At 52.9% G+C, this 21,762-nt stretch carries 19 protein-coding genes; 16 read left to right on the top strand and 3 right to left on the bottom strand.

The window, feature by feature from the left end; translation table 11 throughout:
• Nucleotides 1–22: 22 nt before the first annotated feature.
• Genes rpe through B7364_RS17140 form a run of 3 tightly spaced genes read left to right on the top strand, consistent with a single transcriptional unit; the run spans nucleotide 23 to nucleotide 4,173 of the window.
• A complete protein-coding gene (rpe, locus tag B7364_RS17150) occupies nucleotides 23–688 on the top strand; it encodes a ribulose-phosphate 3-epimerase (RefSeq protein WP_085341268.1) in 666 nt (221 codons plus the stop codon).
• A 45-nt stretch (nucleotides 689–733) separates the two neighbouring features.
• Nucleotides 734–2,281 (top strand): heparinase II/III domain-containing protein, encoded by a 1,548-nt coding sequence (locus B7364_RS17145; RefSeq protein ID WP_157893779.1) that lies wholly within the window; start codon nucleotides 734–736, stop codon nucleotides 2,279–2,281.
• Nucleotides 2,278–4,173: an SDR family NAD(P)-dependent oxidoreductase gene (locus B7364_RS17140; RefSeq protein WP_085341266.1), complete on the top strand. Its 1,896-nt coding sequence runs from the start codon at nucleotides 2,278–2,280 to the stop codon at nucleotides 4,171–4,173. Before B7364_RS17145 ends, B7364_RS17140 begins: the two co-directional genes overlap by 4 nt.
• Nucleotides 4,174–4,184: 11 nt before the next feature.
• Here B7364_RS17140 and B7364_RS17135 read toward each other — a convergent pair whose 3' ends face one another.
• From B7364_RS17135 to galU, 3 genes are all read right to left on the bottom strand, one after another.
• Entirely contained in the window at nucleotides 4,185–5,459 is a 1,275-nt protein-coding gene (locus B7364_RS17135; protein WP_085341265.1) for a glycosyltransferase, read from the bottom strand.
• 108 nt (nucleotides 5,460–5,567) lie between these two features.
• Nucleotides 5,568–6,872 carry a UDP-glucose dehydrogenase family protein gene (locus B7364_RS17130; RefSeq protein ID WP_085341264.1) on the bottom strand — a complete coding sequence of 435 codons (1,305 nt, stop codon included), beginning with the start codon at nucleotides 6,870–6,872 and terminating at the stop codon, nucleotides 5,568–5,570.
• A gap of 156 nt (nucleotides 6,873–7,028) precedes the next feature.
• Nucleotides 7,029–7,904 carry a UTP--glucose-1-phosphate uridylyltransferase GalU gene (galU, locus tag B7364_RS17125; RefSeq protein ID WP_085341263.1) on the bottom strand — a complete coding sequence of 292 codons (876 nt, stop codon included), beginning with the start codon at nucleotides 7,902–7,904 and terminating at the stop codon, nucleotides 7,029–7,031.
• 276 nt (nucleotides 7,905–8,180) lie between these two features.
• Here galU and fsa point away from each other — a divergent pair, with 276 nt between their 5' ends.
• The 13 genes from fsa (at nucleotide 8,181) to rfbG (ending at nucleotide 21,762) form a co-directional block, all read left to right on the top strand.
• On the top strand, nucleotides 8,181–8,834 hold the full coding sequence (gene fsa, locus B7364_RS17120; protein WP_085341262.1) for a fructose-6-phosphate aldolase: 654 nt from the start codon (nucleotides 8,181–8,183) through the stop codon (nucleotides 8,832–8,834).
• An 86-nt stretch (nucleotides 8,835–8,920) separates the two neighbouring features.
• Complete coding sequence (locus B7364_RS17115) at nucleotides 8,921–9,991, top strand: mannose-1-phosphate guanylyltransferase/mannose-6-phosphate isomerase (RefSeq protein ID WP_085341368.1); 1,071 nt, start codon at nucleotides 8,921–8,923, stop codon at nucleotides 9,989–9,991.
• 1 nt (nucleotide 9,992) lies between these two features.
• On the top strand, nucleotides 9,993–10,859 hold the full coding sequence (purU, locus tag B7364_RS17110; RefSeq protein ID WP_085341261.1) for a formyltetrahydrofolate deformylase: 867 nt from the start codon (nucleotides 9,993–9,995) through the stop codon (nucleotides 10,857–10,859).
• A gap of 116 nt (nucleotides 10,860–10,975) precedes the next feature.
• Nucleotides 10,976–12,493 carry a phosphomannomutase/phosphoglucomutase gene (locus B7364_RS17105; protein ID WP_085341367.1) on the top strand — a complete coding sequence of 506 codons (1,518 nt, stop codon included), beginning with the start codon at nucleotides 10,976–10,978 and terminating at the stop codon, nucleotides 12,491–12,493.
• A gap of 21 nt (nucleotides 12,494–12,514) precedes the next feature.
• Nucleotides 12,515–13,654, top strand: a complete 1,140-nt coding sequence (locus tag B7364_RS17100; RefSeq protein WP_085341260.1) for an AGE family epimerase/isomerase — start codon at nucleotides 12,515–12,517, stop codon at nucleotides 13,652–13,654.
• Nucleotides 13,655–13,716: 62 nt separating this feature from the next.
• Nucleotides 13,717–14,643 (top strand): Gfo/Idh/MocA family protein, encoded by a 927-nt coding sequence (locus B7364_RS17095; RefSeq protein WP_085341259.1) that lies wholly within the window; start codon nucleotides 13,717–13,719, stop codon nucleotides 14,641–14,643.
• Nucleotides 14,644–14,647: 4 nt separating this feature from the next.
• Nucleotides 14,648–15,214 (top strand): dTDP-4-dehydrorhamnose 3,5-epimerase, encoded by a 567-nt coding sequence (gene rfbC, locus B7364_RS17090; RefSeq protein WP_106407678.1) that lies wholly within the window; start codon nucleotides 14,648–14,650, stop codon nucleotides 15,212–15,214.
• Nucleotides 15,215–15,250: 36 nt separating this feature from the next.
• Nucleotides 15,251–16,306 carry a dTDP-glucose 4,6-dehydratase gene (rfbB, locus tag B7364_RS17085; protein ID WP_085341365.1) on the top strand — a complete coding sequence of 352 codons (1,056 nt, stop codon included), beginning with the start codon at nucleotides 15,251–15,253 and terminating at the stop codon, nucleotides 16,304–16,306.
• A gap of 10 nt (nucleotides 16,307–16,316) precedes the next feature.
• Nucleotides 16,317–17,228: a dTDP-4-dehydrorhamnose reductase gene (rfbD, locus tag B7364_RS17080; RefSeq protein WP_085341258.1), complete on the top strand. Its 912-nt coding sequence runs from the start codon at nucleotides 16,317–16,319 to the stop codon at nucleotides 17,226–17,228.
• Nucleotide 17,229: 1 nt separating this feature from the next.
• On the top strand, nucleotides 17,230–18,108 hold the full coding sequence (rfbA, locus tag B7364_RS17075) for a glucose-1-phosphate thymidylyltransferase RfbA (protein ID WP_085341257.1): 879 nt from the start codon (nucleotides 17,230–17,232) through the stop codon (nucleotides 18,106–18,108).
• A 150-nt stretch (nucleotides 18,109–18,258) separates the two neighbouring features.
• Nucleotides 18,259–19,446: a DegT/DnrJ/EryC1/StrS family aminotransferase gene (locus tag B7364_RS17070; protein WP_085341256.1), complete on the top strand. Its 1,188-nt coding sequence runs from the start codon at nucleotides 18,259–18,261 to the stop codon at nucleotides 19,444–19,446.
• A gap of 448 nt (nucleotides 19,447–19,894) precedes the next feature.
• Nucleotides 19,895–20,683: a glucose-1-phosphate cytidylyltransferase gene (rfbF, locus tag B7364_RS17065; protein ID WP_085341364.1), complete on the top strand. Its 789-nt coding sequence runs from the start codon at nucleotides 19,895–19,897 to the stop codon at nucleotides 20,681–20,683.
• Entirely contained in the window at nucleotides 20,677–21,762 is a 1,086-nt protein-coding gene (rfbG, locus tag B7364_RS17060) for a CDP-glucose 4,6-dehydratase (protein WP_085341255.1), read from the top strand. The genes rfbF and rfbG overlap by 7 nt, the downstream gene beginning before the upstream one ends.

Raw genomic sequence — 21,762 nt, 5'->3', positions numbered from 1 at the left:
CGAAACAGAGCATGACTAAGCGATGTCAAAGCTACTCATCAGCCCGTCCATTCTATCTGCGGACTTTGCCAAACTCGGCGCCGAAGTTGCCGCAATAACACGTGCGGGTGCCGATCTTATCCATATTGATGTGATGGACGGGCACTTTGTACCCAACATTACAATCGGCCCCCAAGTGGTGAAGGCTTTGCGTCCACACTCGGATCGGCCGTTTGATGTCCATTTAATGATCGCTCCGGCTGATCCCTATTTGCAGGCCTTTGCCGAGGCAGGGGCTGATATTATCTCGATCCATCCAGAAGCCGGTCCGCATTTGCACCGCAGTCTCCAGACCATTCGTAATCTGGGTAAGAAGGCTGGTGTCGTTTTAAATCCCTCAACGCATGAATCTGTCTTGGACCATGTCATGGATATGGTCGACTTGATTTTGGTGATGAGTATCAATCCCGGCTTTGGCGGCCAAGCATTTCTGCCCAGTCAATTGGGCAAGATTGAAACCTTGCGGAAGATGATTGATCGCACCGGCAGGGAAATTCTGTTGGAGGTCGATGGTGGGGTGAACCCTCAGACGGCCCGGGATTGCTACAATGCCGGGGCAGATACGTTGGTGGCCGGGACGGCCGTCTTCAAAGGTGGCCCTGAACATTATCAAGCCAATATTGCAGCCCTAAAAGCGGCCGCAGGCTAGAGGTTAGATATGCCAGTTCAAGCCAAGCATCAGTCAGGGGCGGGTATGACAGCGCGTCTCGGGCAACACATGCGCGGCCTCTTTGAAACCGGCGTATTTCGTGAGGACGGCACGCTTGTTTCACGGCAATGGCACCCCTTGCCAGACTTCCGTCCCTCTGTTCACGAAGAAGGCCTTGAACTCTTGCAGGGCCGAACTCCCAGCCGCACGGGCCTCGGCAGTTTTGATCCTTTTCTTGGACCATTCTCGATTCCGGAGGCCATGACTCAAAGTTGGGCAGTTTCCTTTGAGTTTTTGCGCGATTTGTCGCCCTCCTATGGGGACTTGGTTCCCATTCTAGAGCTTTGGCTGGAACAGTGGTTCCAGCGTCGGGCACAAGAGCCTCAAACTGGTTTGGCGATCTGGAAGGCGGCGGGCAGTGCCCCAAGTCGTAGCGATGTCCTGATTTGGCGCGGCCGTCGGGTGATAAATTGGCTGGCTCATCTCTTGCCCTTGTTGCCTTCTTTTTCGTCCTCGCTGCAAGGGAGAATTTGGCACGGGCTTTTGGCAGATATTGCTTCTTTGATTGAGCCCGACCGCGGCTTCCTTGCCAATCTGGCTGGCGGGTGGGAACCCATGAGCCGCCGCGCTAAATGGACGCGAGCCGCAGCCATTCTTGGCGTTAGCGGCAGTGCACCTGCGCTTTTGCGACAAACCACAGTCTCAGAAGCGCTAGATCATGCCGAGGAATTGATCGCACCAGATGGCATGTTTGCAGATGGGTCGCCCTTGGGAACCTTGTCTGCCGCTGCCGATCTTGCAATGCTCACACGGGTTGTGGAAGCTGAGCCAATCGCGCAACGCGTGCGGCAAGCCCTGGCTAGTCTGCAGCGTGCAGACGGCTCACTTGTGACGTTCAATAAGCAGCGCGGGTATGGCGGCTTGGTTGAGTCCGTGTTGGGCCCGGGGCGCTGGCGGCGGTCATCCGTGCTCAAAACTGGACATATTGGCTTGATTGAGGCGGGTTCCACGCGCCTGTGGTTACGCACCCCCATGGGTGTCTCTGAAGTTGGACCAATTGTTGAATTTGAAGCCCACGGTTTGGCACTCCTATCCAATGGCCCTTCGGGTTTGTCGGCACTGCAGTTTGATCGATCCGTAGACCTCGTCGACCCGCAAATCCGACGACGCGACGAAGATGGATCTGCTTTGCTGGAGGCGAAGGCGAGCTTTGAGGTTGAAGGCCAACGCCATAGTTGCGTCCGTACCATGACGATCAGCGACGATGGTCGTCATGTTCAGGGTGAGGACGCGATGTTTGCGGGTGCCAATGGATCTCGCGTGCGGATACGTACGCTGATGTTCGATCTGGGTGAGGGGTGTCGAGCTGTGCCCAGTCGCGATGGCGAGAGCATTTTGATCCGCACACCTGCAAACCGCGCGTGGCGGTTCCGCTGTCAAGGCTTGGATACCGAGGTAAATGAAGTTAACATCGACAATTCTGCCGGATTGTCACAAAATCGCCGCCATCAGCTGCTTTGTAGGGTCCGGGGCGCCAATCTGGCCAAAGACATCATTATTCGTTGGGACCTGCAGGTCGAGGATTTGATTTGAACCGCCATAAACTCAAAATCTTTTCGACAGGCTACTTAATTGATATCGCCTTGGCGGTATTGAGCTTCTGGCTTGCCCTCTATCTTGCCTATGGGATTGGTCTAGAGCCTGCGTCGGTCGAAGGTACGATCATTGCCTTGGTTTGTTATGGTATTTCGATCGCGGTCGCCTTGATCGCCTTTCGCCTCAATCAATTGGTGTGGCGCTGGACATCCGCCGACGACTTGGTTCGCTTAAGTCAAGCGATTGCCGCTGCGGGTATCGGGACGGTTGCGGTTCTATTCTTTGTCGATCCCTCGGTCACAGTGCCGCGCATTTCACCGGCTCTCGCCGCATTGGTTTCTCTCGTTCTGATGGCTGCAGCGCGCGGCTTTGCCCGGGTGCTTTCGGGGGGTGGTCTTCGTGCCCTTTTCCGCACCATCGCACCAAATGCACCAGCGACGATTTTGGTGGGGCCGACCGATGCAATCACGCAAGCAATTCACGCCGCTCGCTTGACGGGGCCGCTGCCGATCCGCCCAATTGCCATTGTTTCAACCATGGGCACCCAAGTCGGTAAGATTTTTGCCGGTGCACGCGTGTTTGGCGGCCTCGAAACCTTAGAGCCACTGGTCACCGATGCGCTGTCGCGCAACTCTGAAGTCCGGATTGCGCTCATTGGTCGTGACCCCGCCCGCAGAGCTGCCCAAGTCGCCTTGCAAGTTGCTGCCCGAAAGGGTGTTGCCCTGATGCGAATTCCCGAAGGGGCAGGTGCAACTCTGGGTGCGGTGCATCCCGCCGATGTTCTTGGACGCACACGCCGCGAACTCGATTTACGCGGTCCTCGTGGTCTTGTCCGATTTAAGCAGATTTTGGTGACCGGCGCAGGCGGGACCATTGGCAGCGAAATCGTTAAGCAAATCGCGGAGCTTTCCCCCAGCAGGATCGTTTTGGTTGACTCGTCTGAGAATAATCTCTTCCAGATCTCGTCAGAAATCCGTGCCACCCACCCCAGTATCGATATTGTCGCACGTCTCTGTGACATTCGCGATGCGCAACGCATCAATGCGATCTTTGAAAAATATCGTCCCCATGTGGTCGTTCATGCTGCGGCAAACAAACATGTGCCGATGATGGAAGGCCATTTCTGCGAGGCCCTTGAAGTTAATCTCGGCGGCACATGTGTGGTCGCTGATGCCGCTATGGCAGTGGATGTTGAATCCTTTGTCTTCATTTCCACCGACAAGGCGGTCAATCCCGTTAATGTTATGGGCGCGGCGAAACGTGTTGCCGAGCTTTATGTGCGCGATTGCTCGCGCCGAGCCAAAGGGGCCTTCCACTCGGTTCGCTTTGGTAATGTTCTGGGGTCAAGCGGTTCGGTTATGCCGGTGTTTGAGCGCCAGATTGCCCGAGGCGGGCCTGTCACCATTACCCATTCAGAGATGACGCGTTGGTTCATGACGGTCGAGGAAGCCAGCTCCCTCGTGCTGCAGGCGGCCGCCATTGGGGCTGAAAAGGGTGGCACCATGTCCGGCGGTCAGTTTGTGCTCGACATGGGCGAACCTGTACGGATTATGGAACTCGCTGAGGCGATGATCCGGATGAAGGGAAAAGAGCCCTGGCGCGATATCGCAATTGTGGAAACAGGCTTGCGGCCCGGCGAACGTTTACATGAAGAATTGTTCCACTCGTTTGAGCGTGTTGAAAACACAGCTGTAGACGGGGTGCTTGTCGCCAGCGATCCTATGGAGCCACCCGAAAACCTGCGTACGCTGATCGACCATGTTTTGGATGCCGCCCGAAAGGATAAGGAAACGGCTGCCTTGATGTGGTTACAACGCATTTTGCCAGACTTTAAGCGGCGAGGCGATCAAGCCATGATTACGAGCGTTGATCTTCGAAACGTCGAATAGGCCAACCGAAACTAGCCTTCAGGAGAAGCCATGTCGGTGCGATTTACCCCATGGAGAACTTCGATTGCGCGACCGCCAAGGACCGCCATGGCTTTCGCCTTACCCGCTTCCGCCAGCTTAAGACGTTGATCTGGATTGCGAGCCAAGGTTTGAAGCCAGCGGATGGCCTCATCCATGCGGGGCTCGGCCCATCGTGCTGCCTTTTGAGTATAGACCTTGTCAGGATCATCAAGTGCCACAAGGTCAGCATTGACCAAAGCCACGCATTTATTGTCCATAAAGTCTAAGTTTCCCGACCACTTAGTCGCAATCAGGGGGCGTCCTGCCAACATGATTTCGGCTAGATTCAGCCCGAACCCTTCGGTGCGATGCAAAGAGATATAGACATCGCAGGCAGCATATAAATCGTGCAAATCTTCCAAGCCATCACCCGCAGGGCGCAGGATGATTTGCGGACCTGCAACTTGGGCAGCTTCTCGCAGGCGATGCAGCGAGTCTGGAAACCGATCACCAGACAAATGACGCAGGATTAACCGAGCATCGGGTTGATCATGAAAAGCGGCCACAAATGCGGAAATGGCCCCAATAGCATTTTTGCGGGTCAGGCTAGAGGCAAGTGAAAAGCTTTGAATGGCAACAAAGGCAGAGTCAGAAATGCCAAGCGCTTCACGACTCCGAGCTCGGCGCTCTGCCGTCACCTCGGGCGGCGGCAAGAGCGCGACCGGATGGGGAACGACATGAACCGGAACATCAAACAGCTTTTTAAGTGCAATGGCTGAGAAGGTGCTGGGGGTCCAGATTTCGTGCGCGAAACGCCCAGCCAACTTCCAAAAAGCGGGCACGACTTCCAGTTCCCAGACCCAATAGCCAATTATTTTTCGATTGCGCAGCTTTTCTTTGCCCATTTTGGCAAGGGCGTGAATTGCAACATCAGGATTCAAAGCGACGATTAAAACATCATCAGGTGCCAGCTCTTCTGATCGGATCGCAAGCTTGGGGTCGATTGGTGCTCCAATCCACTTAGAGGCGTCAATTTTACGGACGCTGACACCACCTGCGCGTAGTTCATACTCTAGTAGTTTCGCTGCGATTCCGTGACCAATAGGGGAAGAAAATGCACCCAAGATTGCAACAGACCGAAAGCTATGGACTTGATCCTTAACCGCTTTGGGCAGACCTAAAGCGATAATTGGATCGATCAGAAACCGAAGTCGCTTTCCAAGACACACGCGGAGCGGCATTGGGAATGTATGCCACCAGCGTCGCAATGCTTCCACGACACCCATGCATGACCCTCAACATTTCACAATAAAGCTGCGCTATATGCGACCAATAATCTATGTCGGCGTGGCTTTACAAGCGAGGTCATCTAAGCCTCGCATGAGCCATCAATTTCATTTTCGACCAATGCTCACATAGGTGAACCCATCTTTGCGCAGATCATCTGGATTATAAATGTTCCGCAAATCCACCATGACAGGCTTTGTCATCTGCGTCGCGATCCGCTCAAAATCGAGGGCACGGAATTGGTCCCATTCGGTTAGGATAACGATCGCATCTGCATGGTCAGCAACCGCATAAGGGCCGTCTACCATCTCTATGCCAGAGAGCTCTTTTTTGGCTTCTTCCATGCCTTCGGGATCATAGGCTTTGATCTTTGCGCCCGCTGCCAGCAGAGCAGGCACGATGTCCAAACTTGGGGAATCTCGCATGTCGTCTGTGTTTGGCTTGAAGGTCAGGCCCAAAATGCCAATGGTTTTGCCATTCACATCCCCGCCGCATGCTTCAATTACCTTGCCAGCCATACGCTTCTTTCGGTTGGTATTGGAAGCAACGGTTGCCTCCACAATCGTCACCGGGGCGTGGGCTTCTTGAGCCGTGCGCATCAGCGCCAGGGTGTCTTTCGGGAAGCAGGATCCACCATAACCAGGTCCAGCATTCAGAAACTTTTTGCCAATCCGGTTGTCGAGGCCAATCCCGCGCGCAACTTCTTGGACATTAGCACCTACCTGTTCGCACAGGTCAGCCATTTCGTTGATATAAGCGATCTTGACGGCCAAGAATGCATTGGCGGCATATTTGATCAATTCGCTGGTCCGTCGATCTGTAAACAGGATCGGCGTTTCATTCAAAAACAAAGGCCGATAAAGCTCGCGCATGACTTGGCGTGCGCGCTCATCCTCGGTCCCCACGACGACGCGGTCTGGTCGCTTGAAGTCGCCAATTGCAGCCCCCTCGCGCAGGAACTCAGGATTGGAAACCACGGAGAAGTCCCCTTTTGGGTTAACTTCCGTCATGATTGATTGAACGAGGTCACCTGTCCCAACCGGGACGGTCGATTTGTTCACGACGACCGTATAGCCTTGCATATGCTCGGCAATTTCGCGCGCGGCCTGCTCCACATAAGACAAGTCCGCATGGCCGTCGCCGCGCCGCGATGGCGTTCCGACCGCGATGAACACGGTGTCGGCATCCTTTACGGCCTCGCTTAGATCGGTCGTGAAGGATAGGCGACCAGCCTTCACGTTAGATGCGACTAAGTCTTCAAGTCCGGGCTCGAAGATTGGCATAATCCCTTGGTGCAACCGGTCAATCTTGCCTGCATCCTTATCGACGCAAATAACCTGATGCCCGAAATCGGCGAAGCAGGCACCTGAAACCAAACCAACATAACCTGTGCCAACCATTGTAACGCGCATGTTTCGAACCCTTGTTTATATCGATTTCATGTGATGCAGGGCCGATCATATAGCCCAAATTAATCTGCTCTTTACCTGCTTCTTTAGGCGATAGGTTTGAAGAAAATAAGTCTATTGCTGTAAATGCGCAGGTCAGACCGCTGTACTTTCCAGTCTTTAGTCTCGCGCCAGCAGCTTTTCGATCATAGCCCGGACGTCTGCGCCAAGTTCAGGATCCTTGAGCGCATAGCCAATAAAGGCTTCGGCATAGCCAATCCGAGAGCCGCAATCAAAGTCGCGTCCCTGAAATTCAACGGCATGGAAGGCTTGGACTTCCATCAATCGCAGCATGGCGTCGGTCAATTGAATTTCGCCACCTGCCCCACGTTCCTGGGTTTCAAGATAATGGAAAATTTCTGGCTGAAGAATATAGCGACCCGTAATCCGCAAATTTGAAGGCGCAACTTCTTTAGCTGGCTTCTCGACCATGCCGGTGACCGGCATGGATTTGCCAACTTTAGGACCATGGGCAATCACGCCATAGCTCGAAACCTGATCCATTGGCACAGGATCTACGGCAATCACGTTGCCGCCAACCTCCTCATAACCCGCAATCATTTGGGCCAGGCATGAAGGGCTTGCCTGCACCAAGACGTCCGGCAGCAAAACAGCAAAAGGCTCATTACCAATAATGTCTCGGGCGCACCAAACCGCATGTCCAAGGCCGAGCGGTGATTGTTGGCGCACAAAGCTTTTTGACCCCGCCTCTGGCAGCATGTCCTCAAGCATTTTCAATTGCACAGTCTTGCCGGCCCGACGCAGGGAGTCTTCCAGCTCATAAGCGCGGTCAAAATAGTCCTCGATCGCATTTTTATTGCGGCCAGTCACAAAGACAAAGTGTTCAATCCCTGCTTCCAACGCCTCTTCAACAACCCAATGGACGGCGGGGCGATCAAAGACGGGCAACATTTCTTTCGGCAATGATTTGGTTGCCGGCAGCACACGTGTTCCAAATCCTGCCACTGGCAAAACGGCTTTACGAATTTTCCTCATAAATATTTTCCTCGAGCCCGCGCAAATCTGTGCGCTCTATAGTCCGTCAAGTCTTTAGTGCCCACCCGCTGTTGCAGATATCTGGGAGTTCCAGCCGACTCATAGTGTGCGGCGGGTTGCAGAAATCGTGCCATGAATGGTTGAAAAACTGTGGTTTCCGCAGCGATTGAACCGACCAAACACCGGCAAACTGGGCGCTGGCCTTGAGGCGATGTCTTGCGTGCTTTATGCGGGCTCCTGATCATTCGCCTGTCACACCCATGGACTGGACCCCTCATGAAGATTTTTATTGATACCGCCGAAGTCGCCGATCTGAAAATTCTAGCTGCAACTGGCCTCGTTGACGGCGTGACGACAAATCCATCTCTGATCGCAAAGTCCGGGCGCAAGATTGCCGATGCTATTGAAGAGATCTGTGCATTGATTCCTGGCCCCATCAGCGCCGAAGCTGTGGCAAGCGATTATGATACCTTGCTGGCTGAGGGCCGCTTTTTGGCAAAGATCGCCCCAAATGTCGTGGTTAAGCTGCCTTTGACCCCTGTTGGCTTGCGCGTCTGCAAGACTTTGGTCGATGAGGGCACGCCGGTTAATGTCACTTTGTGCTTCTCGGCTGTGCAGGCCTTGTTGGCCGCAAAGGCTGGCGCAACCTACATTTCGCCCTTTATCGGACGTCTCGATGACAATGGTCAGGACGGGATGGAACTCATCCGCGATATTCGGGTTATCTACGACAATTACGGTTTTGAAACGCAGATCCTAGCTGCCTCTGCGCGCACAGCGATGCATGTTCGAGACGCTGCCTTGGCGGGTGCCGATTGTGCAACTTTGCCGCCTGCAGTCTTCCATGCGCTTTATAAGCACGTTTTAACCGATCTCGGGTTAGAAGCATTTATGAAGGACTGGGCTAAGACCGGTCAGTCGATTTTGTAGGTCGACTGGGGGAAATTGAGCCATAATGGGACTGCCGTTCTTTGATGGCGAACCCCGCGTTTAAGGGCAAGTTTTTGGCGAAACATATGCAATCCCCTTTGATTACTCCGGTTATCTTGTCAGGCGGCGCTGGGTCGCGCCTTTGGCCGTTGTCGACGCAGACCAAGCCCAAGCAGTTCCACGCCTTAGCTGGGGCAGCCACCATGTTTGGCCAAACGTTGCAGCGCGTTGCGGCCGATCAGGCCGCGCAATTTGGCGCACCCCTCATCATTTGCGGCCTCAGCCACCTCGGCCCGGTCAGCGAGGAGCTTGAGCGAGAAGGGGTACACGCAGCAACAATCGTGCTCGAGCCCAAGCCACGCAACACAGCACCAGCTCTCGCCATTGCCGCGCTGATACAAGCCGAGCGGGACCCAAACGCGCTGATGCTGGTCTTACCTGCTGATCACGTGATTGCACGCCCGGAAAACTTGCATCGGGCCTGTTTGAATGCCTGTGCCGCGGCCCTAGACGGACGCATTGTCACCTTCGCCGTAACCCCCACCGCGCCTGAAACTGGCTATGGCTACATTAAAAGCGGTGAAGCGCTCGGCGAAGGTGTGTTTGCGGTAGAAGCCTTCCGTGAAAAACCTGACTTGGCTACGGCTGAGGCTTATTTGGCCGATGGGCATTATGCTTGGAATGCGGGCATTTTCTTTTTCAAGGCCAGCGCGTTTTTGGCAGAACTCGATCTGCACGCCCCAGAGGTTCTAAAGGCTGCAAGGGAGGCTCTCGCCTTGGGGCGTCGGCACGAAGGGTGTGTTTATTTAGACGAGGCCGCCTTTGTAAAAGCCCCATCTATCTCGGTCGATTATGCGGTGATGGAACCCACTGACCGCGCGGCTGTGGTCCCGGTGGATATGGGCTGGAATGATGTTGGTTCCTTCCTGACGCTCTGGGATTTGGCCGAAAAGGACGCCAACGCCAATGTCTCCCAGGGACCCACCGCCTTGTTCGATACACAAGGCTGCCTCGTACGTTCAGAGGAAACCCCGGTTGCTTTGATTGGTGTGGAAGACCTCGTCGTCATCGCAACGGCGCAAGGCATTTTGGTCATGCACAAGGATCGTGCCCAAGACGTTCGTCTCGCGGCGGACGCTTTCAAAGCGAAGAGCTGAAATGCCACGCGATTTCAACTATATTCTTACGGTCAGATGTCCCGACCAAACAGGTATAGTTGCCGCTGTCTCGCGCTTTCTCGCCGACCGTGGACTAACCATTGAAGAAGCCGATCATTTCCATGATCAGCTTGAAGGCCATTTCTTCATGCGGACGGCCTTCAAGTCGAGCTCTGAGTCTGTCCCATTGCCCTTGATGGAGTTGCAAGCTGGCTTTGCGCCCATCGCGCGTCGCTACAAGATGGATTGGGCGTTTCATCCAACCAGCGAGAAGCCACGCATTGTTCTGGCGGTTTCTAAGTCCGGCCATTGCCTGAATGATTTGTTGCACCGCTGGCGGTCTGGCTGGTTACGGGCAGATATTGTCGGTGTTGTATCCAATCATGAAGATCTGCGTGAAGAAGTCCAATGGCATGGATTGCCCTATCTTTATCGACCTGTAAGTCCAGAGACTAAAGCGCAAGCTGAGGCGGACTTTCTAGCTTTTATGCAAGAGCATCGAGCCAATCTCTTGGTGCTCGCCCGCTATATGCAAGTCTTGACGCCAGAGACAGTGGCAGCCCTGCACGGCCGGTGTATCAATATCCACCATTCCTTCTTGCCGGGATTTAAAGGGGCCAAACCATACCACCAGGCGCATGCGCGGGGCGTGAAAATGATCGGGGCGAGCGCTCATTATGTGACTGCCGATCTGGACGAAGGACCCATTATCGAGCAAGGGGTAGAGCGCGTCACCCATTCCGATACGCCCGATGATTTGATCGAAATTGGTCGCGATCTCGAATGTACCGTACTCGCTCGTGCGGTCCGGTGGCATTGTGAACATCGTGTTCTCTTGGCCGGTCATCGTACAGTAGTTTTTCGCTAACTAGATTTGGGTGCGCAAGAACCCGCATCCCAACAAGTCATTCCCTTTATTCTAACCGCATTCCGCGCTAGTGCACTGCCACTTCAATTGGAGCTCACAAGATGACGAACACCACGATGCCTAAACCCTTGACGGATTTGGCAACCAATACTCTCGAATTTGAGATGAATCCTTTGGTGAAAGCCACTGGCTTCCGTGAGTATGATGCCCGTTGGTGGTTTGGCATTCAGGGCAATGCAAAAGCGCCTGAGTTGAATTTTCTGGGGGTGCAGGCCTTGGGTCTGGGCCTCGGCACCTTGTTGCATGAGTATGGCGCGAGCCGCGTTGTCGTCGGCCATGACTTCCGCTTTTACTCTTTGTCGATCAAGCAAGCTTTGACCATTGGGTTGATGCAAGCGGGCTGTGAAGTTTTGGATATTGGATTGGCGCTATCGCCAGTGGCCTATTACGCTCAGTTCGCCTTAGACGCACCCGCCGTGGCGATGGTCACGGCAAGTCACAATGAAAATGGCTGGACCGGCGTCAAAATGGGCGCGCAAAAGCCTTTGACCTTCGGCCCCGATGAAATGGGCAAACTGCGCGACATCGTTTTGTCAGGTTCGTTTGTTGAACGACCCGGCGGCAGCCTCACGCGCGTTGAAGGCATGCGTGAGCGTTACATTGCCGACGCGGTGGGTGATTTCAAGCTCAGCCGTCCGATCAAAGTTGTCGTCGCTTGCGGCAATGGGGCCGCGGGGGCTTATGCGCCTGATGCCTTGCGTCGGATGGGCGCAGAAGTTGTTGAGATGGATTGCGATCTCGATTGGACCTTCCCGAAATATAACCCCAACCCAGAAGACGAAGAAATGCTCCACGCGATGGCCGAGACCGTGCGTGCGACAGGGGCAGAGCTGGCCTTGGGCTTTGATGGCGATGGCGACCGCTGTGGGGTGGTTGATGATTCAGGGGAAGAGATTTTTGCCGATAAGATCGGCCTCCTTCTCGCCCGAGACATGAGTGCCTTGCATCCAAACGCAACCTTTGTCGTCGATGTGAAGTCCACAGGGGCATATGAGATTGATCCGGTTTTGAAGGCGAACGGCGCCAAGGTTGACTATTGGAAGACCGGCCATTCCTATATTAAGCGCCGTACCAATGAGCTCAATGCTCTGGCGGGCTTTGAGAAGTCTGGCCATTTCTTCCTGCGCGCACCCTATGGACGCGGCTATGATGACGCTTTGGTCGCGGCCCGTGTGATCTTGGCTATGTTAGATCGGGCTGGTGGGGCCAAGCTTTCTGAGATGAAGCAGAAACTGCCGCTGACCTGGACCTCGCTCACCATGTCCGCCCACTGCGGGGATGAAGTGAAATATGGGGTCATCGATCGCGTCGTGGCCGATTATGTGGCGCTGGCTGCTGCTGGCGGGAAAATCCTCGGGCGCGCAATCCGTGATGTAAACACGGTCAATGGCGCACGTGTGACGTTAGAAGACGGCTCATTTGTGCTTGTACGGGCTTCCTCGAACAAGCCTGAATTGGTGGTCGTGGTTGAGAGCACTGTTTCAGATGCCGACATGCGCGCCCTCTTCCATGAGGAAGCCAAGCCACGGCTGTCTGCCTTCTCAGAAGTCGGCCATTATAATCAAACGGTCTAGGCCTTAGAGGGGCACCGGAACATGGACTTGGAGATCAAGCGCCTACGGTCTTGGATGTTTGACCACGCACTGCCCTTATGGGCAGATCGCGGGTGGGACCGGGTTCATGGTGGGCCAGTCGAGGAGCTGGCACTGGACGGTGGCTCTTCTGATCCGGGCTTTAAGCGTGTTCGGGTTTTCTGTCGGCAAGTTTATGTCTTTTCCCACGCCTATCTTCTTGGTTGGCAGCCGGGCATTACGCACGCCAAAAAAATGTATGACGCAATGGTGTCTCATTGTTGGCAGGGGCCCGATTTAGGCTGGGCCAAACTTGTTACGTCGGACAATCAAATTCTTGATCCGACCACGGACCTTTATGACAATGCGTTCGCCCTGTTCTCGCTCGGCTGGTTTTATCGCATTTCACCCACGCCGGATGTCTTGGAATACATGCACCAGACTGTCGCTTTGATCGACACGAAGATGCGCCATCCAAAGCTTGGGTTTTGGCATCAAATTCCAGCTAAAGGGCCCCGGCTACAAAACCCGCACATGCATTCTTTGGAAGCTTGCTTGGCTTGCTTTGAAAGCACGCAAGACCCGATTTTCGCCCGATTGGCACACGAAATCATCGGCCTGTTTAACGGACATTTTTATGACCCAGCGCGTCGGACTTTGTGCGAGTATTTCGACGATAATCTTGACCGACTGGCCGACGAGAAAGGCCATTGGGTAGAGCCTGGTCATCAGTTTGAATGGGCTTGGATATTGGCCTCCGCCCATAAGTTATTGGGCGTGGACGTCACCGAACAGGTGGAAGGCTTGATTGCATTCGGCGAGGAAAAGGGCGTCGATCACGCACGTGCTGCCACCTATAATGTCATTCTAGATGATGGGCGGTTTGTCGATGCGGGTTCGCGAACTTGGCCGAATACCGAGCGTTTGAAGGCCGCCGTGGCTCTTTTTGAATTGACAGGCGCGGATCCTGTTCCCGTTTTGCGGCCAACTTTGCAGCTCTTGCTCAACCACTATCTGGCGGTGGAGCCTTTAGGGGGCTGGATTGATGCGTTTGATCAAGCGGGTAAGCCCATCGCGCAAGCCATGCCGACCTCGACCTTCTACCATTTGTTTCTGGCCTTCGCCGAAGTGTTGCGGGTTGCAGACCGGCTAAAAGCACATTAGCCACTCGTCGCAATTCTCATGCAGGAGCGCCTGCGTTTGAGACCTATCAGAAGGCTCTTCCCGTGTCAGACGTTTCCTTGAAGCAGGTCCGAATTGGTGTAGCGGGTGCCGGCGTATTTGGCCGTAATCATGCCAATAAGATCAAAGCCAATCCACGGGCCACTTTAGTGGGGATCTTCGATCTGAGTGCCGAGCGTGCAGAGGCCTTGGCCTCAGAAATGCAGACCCAAGCCTTTACAGAGCTCTCAGCTATTCTCGCTGAAGTTGATGCACTTGTGGTTGCCACCCCGGCCATCGCCCATGGTGGGGTCGCCCGTGCCGCAATTGATGCGGGTAAGCATTGCTTGGTCGAAAAGCCTTTAGCCGCGACATCTGCAGATGCGGATATTCTTTGCCAGCATGCCGCCGAACGGGGCCTCGTGCTGCAGGCGGGCCATCAAGAGCGCTATATTTTCCAAGCCATGGGTCTGTTTGAGGTTGAGGAGCGGCCAAGCTTGTTGCACGCAACCCGTGTTGGGTTGCCGAGTGTTCGTGGTGCCGATGTGTCGGTCACGTTAGACTTAATGGTCCATGATATTGATTTGGCGCGCTTGCTGTTTCGTGCTGAACCGGTTGCAATCACAGCAACACGCTTGGCTGGCCAGCCAGACAATCCAGATGCGGTCGAGGCTGTCTTAACGTTTGAAGGCGGCGGTGAAGCCCGCTTCCTTGCAAGCCGGGCAGCGGAAGAGCGTGACCGCCGCATGACGATCAATTATGCGGGCGGCGAGGTGGCGATTGATTTCATTGCTAAAAGCTTCAGCGACGGGCCCGGTTTTGGCCTGCATGCAGATTTTGCAACCCGCATCCCTGATCCCATGGGGGCAGCCACGGCGGACTTTATCGCCGCCATTCTCGGCGAGCGCCAAGTTGCAATTTCGGCGGTCGATGGTGCCGCAGCGGTGCGGATTGCAGAAGCAATCGATACTAGCACCAGAAAGGACCTTTGACCCGATGATAGAAGTGCGAGCTTGTGACATCTCAGATGTGCTCTTGATCAAGCCGAAGCGCTTTATTGATCAGCGTGGGTGGTTTGAGGAATCTTATAGCCAAACCGCTTTACTTCCGTGGCTCTCTGATCTTGTTTTTGTGCAAGATAATCATGTGATGACAGGCCCTGCCGGGACTATCCGTGGACTGCACTTTCAAGCTCCACCTCATGCACAAGATAAGCTAATTCGTTGCACACGCGGAGCGATCTATGATGTGGCGGTGGATATACGACTTCATTCGCCGACATTCGGGCGCTGGATTGGGGCTGAACTAAGTGCAGCCAACGGTTTGCAGATATTTGTGCCAAAGGGCTTTGCACATGGCTATTTGACTTTAGAAGACGACACTGAAGTCGCCTATAAAGTGTCATCTAGCTATAATCCCAAAGCCGAAGGTGGCGTCCGTTACAATGATCCATGGCTCAATATTGCTTGGCCACGGATAAAGGATGGTGACTATTTGGTTCATATCCGCGACCAAGATTGGCCACTATACCCAGATTTTGTAACACCGTTCGTGCCGACTTAACCCCATATTCGACATATGATGGGTTGGATGAAAAAAATGAAACTACTAATTACCGGTGGCGCAGGCTTTATTGGTTCGACTCTTTGTCGATACCTTGTCCAGCAGGTGGGTTGCGAAGTTATCAACCTCGATAAGCTTACTTATGCTGCAGACCTTCGCTCCCTTGCCGTTTTGGAAGGAAATCCAGCCTATCGGTTTGTTCAAGGCGATATTCTAGACGCCCAACTGGTTGCGTCCATTTTGAGGGAGTTCCAGCCGCAGGGGATAATAAACCTTGCTGCCGAGACGCACGTGGATCGCTCCATTGAAGGAGCCACCAGCTTCATTCAAACGAACATTTTAGGCACTTTCAATCTGCTCCAACAAGCTCGTGCCTTTTGGGATGGGTTATCAAAGGACGACAAGAGTGAATTTCGGTTTCTGCACGTCTCAACGGATGAGGTTTTTGGTTCATTAGGTCAGACCGGCTATTTTGAGGAAACCAGTCGGTACGCGCCAACGTCACCTTATTCAGCCAGCAAGGCATCCTCTGATCATCTGGTCCAAGCTTGGTACCACACTTTTGGCCTTCCGACATTGATTTCAAATTGCTCAAACAATTATGGACCATATCAGTTCCCCGAGAAGCTCATTCCGTTGATGATCATCAAAGGCATGCAGGATCAGCCTTTACCCGTTTATGGTGATGGGCAGCAGATTCGCGATTGGTTGCATGTGCAAGACCATGTCGAGGCCCTTTATCGAATTTTCACTAAAGGACGAATTGGGCAAAGCTATTTGGTGGGTGGACACAATGAGCAGAGCAATTTATCAATTGTACGCGCGATTTGCGAACGGTTGGATCACTATCGCCCAGAAGGATCTGCCTCCAAACAAGCTTTAATTCAATTTGTTCAAGATCGTCCTGGACATGATCGAAGATACGCTGTGAATGCTTCTTTGATTGCGCACGATCTCGGCTGGAAGCCAAGATTGAATTTTACTGAAGGGCTGGCTGCCACAATTGACTGGTACATATCAAACCAAGATTGGTGGCAACCCCTTATCGACAAATCCTATGACGGGCGTCGCTTAGGTCTTATTACGGGTTAGGGGCGTTTCTTTGACAGAGCTTCATTCCCGAAAATCTAAAATCCTCGTCGTTGGCGCGAGTGGTCAAGTCGCTAGAAGCCTCGCGGCCCTAAAAGATGATGCTTTGCAAATCTGTGCTCTTGGTAGGAACTTCTGTGACCTGAGTAACCCAGCGAGCCTTGAAGAGAGTGTGCGGCTCATCAATCCCGTTGGCATCATTAATGCAGGTGGTTATACACACGTCGATAAGGCTGAAAGTGAGCCAGAGCAAGCCTATCTGCTCAATCGGGACGGGCCGCTCGAACTGGCACGAGTGGCCAACCGTGCCCAAATTCCATTGATTCATTTTTCGACGGATTCGGTTTTTGATGGAACTATGGATCGTCCATATGAAGAGGCAGATGAGGCGCGACCCCTCAATGTTTACGGCCGCTCCAAGCTAGCAGGTGAACAGGCAATCCTGCAGGCTTTCCCAGAGGTGACAATCCTTCGAGTGTCATGGCTTTTTTCGCCGTGGGGACGAAACTTCCTTTGGACGATTTTGAACCTTGCAAAGGCCCCTAGGCGGATTCAAGTCGTAGCAGATCAAATCGGCTGTCCTACGCCGGCAACAGATGTTGCATTCGCGTCTTTGGCTGTCATGAAGTCATTGCTGGAGAAAGGCCCGAATGGCGGGCTATATCACATGACGGCCCAAGGCCCGGTGAGCCGACTTGAATTTGCCCATGCAATTCTGGAAGCAACGAGGTCATGGCGCGCGCCTCGAAGCGTCGAACTGGAACCGACTGCAACGCGTGATTTTCCAACCCCTGCCGCCCGCGGTCTGAACGCAGTTCTAAATTGTGCCCTCCTAAAGCAGACCTTTAACCTAGAACTTCCACACTGGCAGAACGGCCTTCTGGCAACTGTGGAGGCGCTCGCCATCGAGTTCAAGGGAGATTGAAATGAAGGGAATCATTCTGGCGGGTGGCTCAGGAACCCGGCTTTATCCATTAACCCTGGTTGTCTCAAAGCAATTACTACCGGTGCATGACAAGCCAATGGTATATTATCCCTTGTCGGTTTTGATGCTGGCGGGCATTCGAGACATTCTTTTGATTTCCACGCCTGCAGACACGCCGCGCTTTCAGGCGCTTTTGGGTGACGGCGGTCAATGGGGAATTTCTATTTCCTATGAAGTTCAACCCAAACCTGAAGGTTTGGCGCAGGCATTGATCATCGGTCGGGACTTCGTCGGTAGTGATTCATGTGCCTTGATTTTGGGGGATAACATTTTTTACGGGCACAATTTGAGCACCGCTCTGGCTTGCGCTGCTGCACAAACATCTGGTGCGACATTGTTTGCTTATCAGGTTGCCGATCCAAGTCGCTACGGTGTCGTCAGCTTTGACGAACAAGGCATTGCGACATCCATTATCGAAAAGCCAAAGGAGCCGGTCTCCAACTGGGCGGTTACAGGCCTTTATTTTTATGACAACAAGGCTCTTGAGTTTGCGACTGAGATTAAACCCTCCGCGCGAGGTGAATTGGAAATCACAGATGTAAATTCCTGCTATCTGAAAAGTGGAAATTTGCGCGTTGAGCGGTTGGATCGCGGTTATGCTTGGCTGGATACAGGGACGGTAGATAGCTTGCGCGATGCAGGTGATTTTGTGGCAATTATCGAGCGCCGCCAGGGGCTGAAAATTTGTTGCCCGGAAGAGATCGCGTTTCAAAAGGGCTGGATTACTTCCGAGGGCCTATTGAATTGCGCCGAAGCAATGGGCTCTAGCTCTTACGGGACATACCTAAAATCTTTGATTGCAAGACATCAGCGCATGTGAGCTTTGTTGTCATTGGTCGCTAAATGTGATGGTCGGAAGTGCGTTGTCTTGCATAAAACGGCCAATCAATGCGCTATTGAAACCTCAGCCATCAACGTTTTGACACGACGTTGACGTGGCTTTTTCAACACTTTACCCGGTTAGGTAATTATGAGCACTCTTCCAAGATCCGACATCGGCTTCATTGACCTTCTCGCCCAAAGGCGGCGGTTAGGTACGCGAATAGATGATGCTATTCTCAGTGTCGTCAATAGTGGGGCTTATATTATGGGCCCGCAGGTGCAAGCCTTTGAAGGGGCTTTGGCGGAGTTTGGCCAAGCGAAATACGCACTTTCTTGTGCCAATGGTACCGATGCTTTGGTCCTTCCTTTGATGGCCTGGCATATTCGTACTGGCGACGCCGTCTTTTGTCCGAGTTTTACCTTTGCTGCTACAGGAGAGGTTGTTCCTTGGCTTGGGGCTACCCCAGTTTTCGTCGATATTGATCCGGTTACTTACAATCTCGACCCATCCCATCTGGAAGCTTCAATTCAAGCAGTTCTAGCGGAAGGAAAGTTGACCCCAAAAGTCATTATCGCGGTCGATCTGTTCGGTCAGCCTGCGAATTATCCGGCAATTTCGAGTATTGCCAAAAAATATGGTCTCAAGTTAATCGCGGATTCGGCACAGGGGTTTGGGTCCACGCTTGAAGGCCACCACCCTATTCATTGGGCAGACGTGGCTACCACAAGTTTTTTCCCGGCGAAGCCTTTGGGATGCTATGGTGACGGTGGTGCAGTCTTGACGGACGACTATAATCTCTGGGAGGTCATGGACTCACTTCGCGTCCATGGGAAGGCCACTAAAAGCGATCTTAGTACGCAAAGCTTCGAGCATGATCCTAAATATCTGAATATCCGGATTGGTATGAATTCACGCTTAGATACCATCCAGGCAGCTATCCTACTAGAAAAACTAGCGATCTTTTCTGAGGAAATTGATACCCGCAATCGAATTGCTGCTCGATACAATGAATTATTGGGAGGATATGTTTCTGTGCCAACCTTGATCGAGGGCGCAGTGTCCACTTGGGCTCAATACACGATCGAACTTCCAAACCGCGATGGTTTTGCTGCGTTTGCGAGGACACGTGGTGTACCCACCGCTGCTTATTATCCAATTCCGATCCATATGCAGAAAGTATATAGCCGCTTCCCTGTCGGCCCAAATGGTCTTCCCGTAACTGAGAGCAAGGCGGGAGCAGTGATCTCCTTGCCAATGCACCCATATCTCGATGAGTCAACACAAGACTATATTGTCGAGACTGTACGTCTATTTGTTGGACGCAATGAGATTTAGCATGCGCCAGCCTACCAAGTGAATTGCCAATCCGGTTGGTCAATAGCTGCGTCCTAAGTGTTACTTTGACAGGAAAATCGCGGGAAGTCAGTATTTGGAAAGAACAATCAATAGTGTGATGTGTTTGTTTCTGCATGTAGATCAATCAAGGGTATATCTGTTGCGCGTAGTTTGCCCCATGAATTGACGACTGCTCGCCCTCGTTAGTCGGTCCGTGCTTGGAGGTCGGCCTTTAACTTATTGTTTTGTAGAAATTTTTTGACAAATTTGTGACGGGAATTTTATGGCCTTTGGCTCTCGATTTGGTGTGGAAAACGATGATGCGATCAGGTTGACTTCAAGAATCTCATCTGGCAAGACCCGCGAAGTTAACCATCCTTCTCGCTGTCGGAGCTAGGATGTGATTCCTTAGATGCAGGTTGGTATACTGATTCAGAAAGAGCTCCTGATGCGAAGCGATTTAAGTCAGACGTCGTGCGTTATCTTGGCTGGTGGCCTTGGCTCAAGGCTGTCAGAAGAAACTGGTACGCGACCAAAGCCATTGGTAGAAATTGGTGGGCGTCCAATTCTTTGGCACATTATGAAGATTTTTTCCCAATATGGGGTCAAGAATTTTGTGATTTGCTGTGGCTATAAGGGCTATATGATCAAGGAATACTTTGCGAATTATTTTCTTCATGAAAGCAACGTCACGATTGAAATGGGGAAGCCGACCATCTTTCATGAGGTGAATGCCGAACCATGGCGTGTAAGTGTTGTTGATACGGGTGAGCATTCTATGACTGGAGGCCGCATCCGGAGAATTCGAGACTATATTCCGCAGGATCGCCCGTTCTTCATGACATATGGGGACGGTTTAAGTGATGTGGACATTGGTGCGCTCTATGATTTCCATTCCGCACACGGAAAGAAGGCAACTGTCACTGCGGTGCGGCCTTTGGCGCGCTTTGGTGCTTTGGACCTGCACGGAACAAACGTCCGGGCCTTTAAAGAGAAGCCGAGTTCTGAAGGTGGCTATATTAACGGTGGCTTCTTCGTTTTGAGTCCGTCTGTCATCGATTACATCCAAGGCGACACCACCGTATGGGAGCAGGAGCCATTGGAGCAGATTGCGCGGGAAAATAATTTGGAAGCCTTCATGCACGAAGGCTTCTGGCAGCCGATGGACACTTTACGCGACAAGCAGCAGCTTGAAGACTTGTGGGTCAGTGGAAAGGCCCGTTGGAAGTTATGGTAAAAGTTCCTAACCATGCCTTTTGGAAAGGCAAGACTGTGCTTCTTACGGGGCACACAGGTTTCAAGGGTGCTTGGGCCAGCTTGATGCTGCACGAATTGGGCGCGAAGGTCGTTGGGTTTTCATTGCCCGGACCTGTAACCACCCCCGATTTATATGGAGCTGCGGGGCTCAGCCGATTTGTCGATGACCATCGCGGAGATGTTCGAGATGAGTCGGCACTGTTGAAGGTGTTTAATCTGGCGCAGCCAGACGTCGTTCTGCACATGGCTGCGCAGCCACTGGTTCGACTTGGGTTAGTAGAGCCAATTGAAACGCTTGATGTAAACATCATGGGTGTGGCAAAGATTCTCATGGCTTGTAAGGCGCAGCCTAGCGTGCGCGTTGTAGCCATTGTTACCAGTGACAAATGTTACGAAAACCGTGAACGCGTTTGGCCCTATCGGGAAGACGAGGCCATGGGCGGTAAAGATCCATATTCCGCTAGCAAGGGTTGCGCAGAGATCGTTACCTCTGCTTTTGCACGTTCATTCTTCAGTGATGGATCCGGGCCGCGGGTAATTAGCGTTCGCGCCGGCAATGTGATTGGGGGAGGCGATTGGGCGGAGGATCGGCTCATTCCCGATTTAGTGCGCGCCTACCAAAATTCTAACGAAGTTGAAATTCGCAGCCCATCAGCCGTTCGCCCGTGGCAGCATGTCCTTGAGCCGGTCAGCGGCTATCTGATGGCTATTGAAAATACGGCAGGGCGGGCATCTTGGTCAGGATTTGATTCTTGGAACTTTGGACCTACGCCGGGCGGTGAAATGACGGTAGCCGAAGTGGTTAGCGTCTTTCAGAATATTGTAGGCGGCCTACCTAAGGTTAATTTTGCGAAAGAGGCCGAACTGCAGTCGCAACGCAAAGAGGCTGGAATCCTGAGAGTTGACCCAACCAAAGCTAAGGTAGAGCTCAATTGGTCACCGCGTTGGGACAATGAAACCGCAATTAAGCTTACGACCGAATGGTATGTAAACGTCCTGCGCGGCCAAGATGCCTTCGATCTAGTGTCCTCAGAGGTAAAATCTTTCTTGGCTTGCTAA

This window comes from Aquidulcibacter paucihalophilus (assembly GCF_002105465.1).
GTDB lineage: Bacteria > Pseudomonadota > Alphaproteobacteria > Caulobacterales > Aquidulcibacteraceae > Aquidulcibacter > Aquidulcibacter paucihalophilus.
The sequence above is the reverse complement of the archived record's forward strand: the minus strand, read 5'-3'. Positions and strand labels throughout refer to the sequence as shown.